Raw genomic sequence first — 1,205 nt, forward strand, 5'->3', positions numbered from 1 at the left:
CGCTCCCATGCAGAACCTGGCCCATAGTGCATCCTTTGATTCGGACGACAATGATGAACCATCAAAGCCTGGGATCAAACATCTAAGTGGCGGAAGGCTGGCAAGTCTGCCTTGAGGCAATGCAAGACCGGGCGACCCCGGAGCAGGCCCGCAAAGCCTTCGAGGCTGCTGCCAAGGAGGAGGGGTGCTACGGTCTTCTGGTTAGGTCTCCCGTGTCCCTGTGCCCCCTCGGCTACACCCTGAGGAGAACTGCCGGGAGTCTTAGAGAACCGGCCAACCGTCACTCCATGTCAGGCACGTCGCCGCCCGAGGCTGGAGCCAGGTCGGCCTCTCTACCTCAACTGCAGGGAGTACCCGGCACGATCGTCTACAACGTCAAGCACCCCTGGTTAACGGTTAACGTCCTTGAGAAGAATAAGCCGCGCGCACAAGAGGCGTGGTATCAGAATGGGTGCGTTAGCGTGAGCGCCAAATCGCGCAATTGCCAGTAACGCCCCACTTGTTGCTCTTAACGCCTGACTGTGAGTAGAGCTTGAGCCCTCGTTGCTTAAATAGCGCCTCTTCACGTTTGAAGTGGTTGGTGCGCGCCACAATGTAATCCCAATCGAGATTTTTCGGATTTGGCTCATACAGTACTCTCGCTGCAAAGCGACGGCCGAGCTGGGGTTTGACATCATCGACCATGCATTCGATTGAATAGGCCATTTTACCTGCTGCACACATACGGCGAGCTTCTTCGTGGGACGCAAGTTTGTACTGCCACTGTCCCCCGGCCGATTGGCATCCAGCCGCAGCTAGGCAGGTCACCATCACCACGAGTAACGAACGCAAAAAATTCAGTGCAGTCATAGACGTCCCCGACTCGAGTCTGGAGGAGACGGACCTCCCGTTGAGTTCACAGCGCCGCGCCTACAAAGACGCCTCAGGCCGGACGCTTACGAAAGTGTGGGCTTGCTTGCCGGTTCGACCTGGCCTCTTCGGGCATCTCGGGCTTATCAACTTCGAATCCGCTCCAGAAATGCAGCGGTAGCCGGCGCGAGTTTCGCCGGCCCTCCAATCCGCAAATTGCTTATCACGATTTCCAGGGATTTAATTTAGAGAGGCATTCCGCCTGTTCGGGGAGTGAACCGCCCCGGGTTGATCGGAGGCTCCAACTCCTGAGAAGGTGGAGCCATGACAAGCAAGACGACCAACAAGTTCTCTCC

Annotated in this window: 1 protein-coding gene; it reads right to left on the reverse strand. The window is 57.0% G+C overall.

The window, feature by feature from the left end:
• Positions 1 to 456: 456 nt before the first annotated feature.
• Complete coding sequence (locus NKH21_RS32665; protein ID WP_352870017.1) at positions 457 to 849, reverse strand: hypothetical protein; 393 nt, start codon at positions 847 to 849, stop codon at positions 457 to 459.
• Between the last annotated feature and the right edge of the window lie 356 nt (positions 850 to 1,205).

It is taken from the genome of Mesorhizobium sp. M1329, from assembly GCF_040318035.1.
GTDB lineage: Bacteria > Pseudomonadota > Alphaproteobacteria > Rhizobiales > Rhizobiaceae > Mesorhizobium.

Bases quoted from the DNA above. Each gene is read 5' to 3' on its own strand.
- NKH21_RS32665 (WP_352870017.1), bottom strand. From the start codon at position 849: ATGACTGCACTGAATTTTTTGCGTTCGTTACTCGTGGTGATGGTGACC.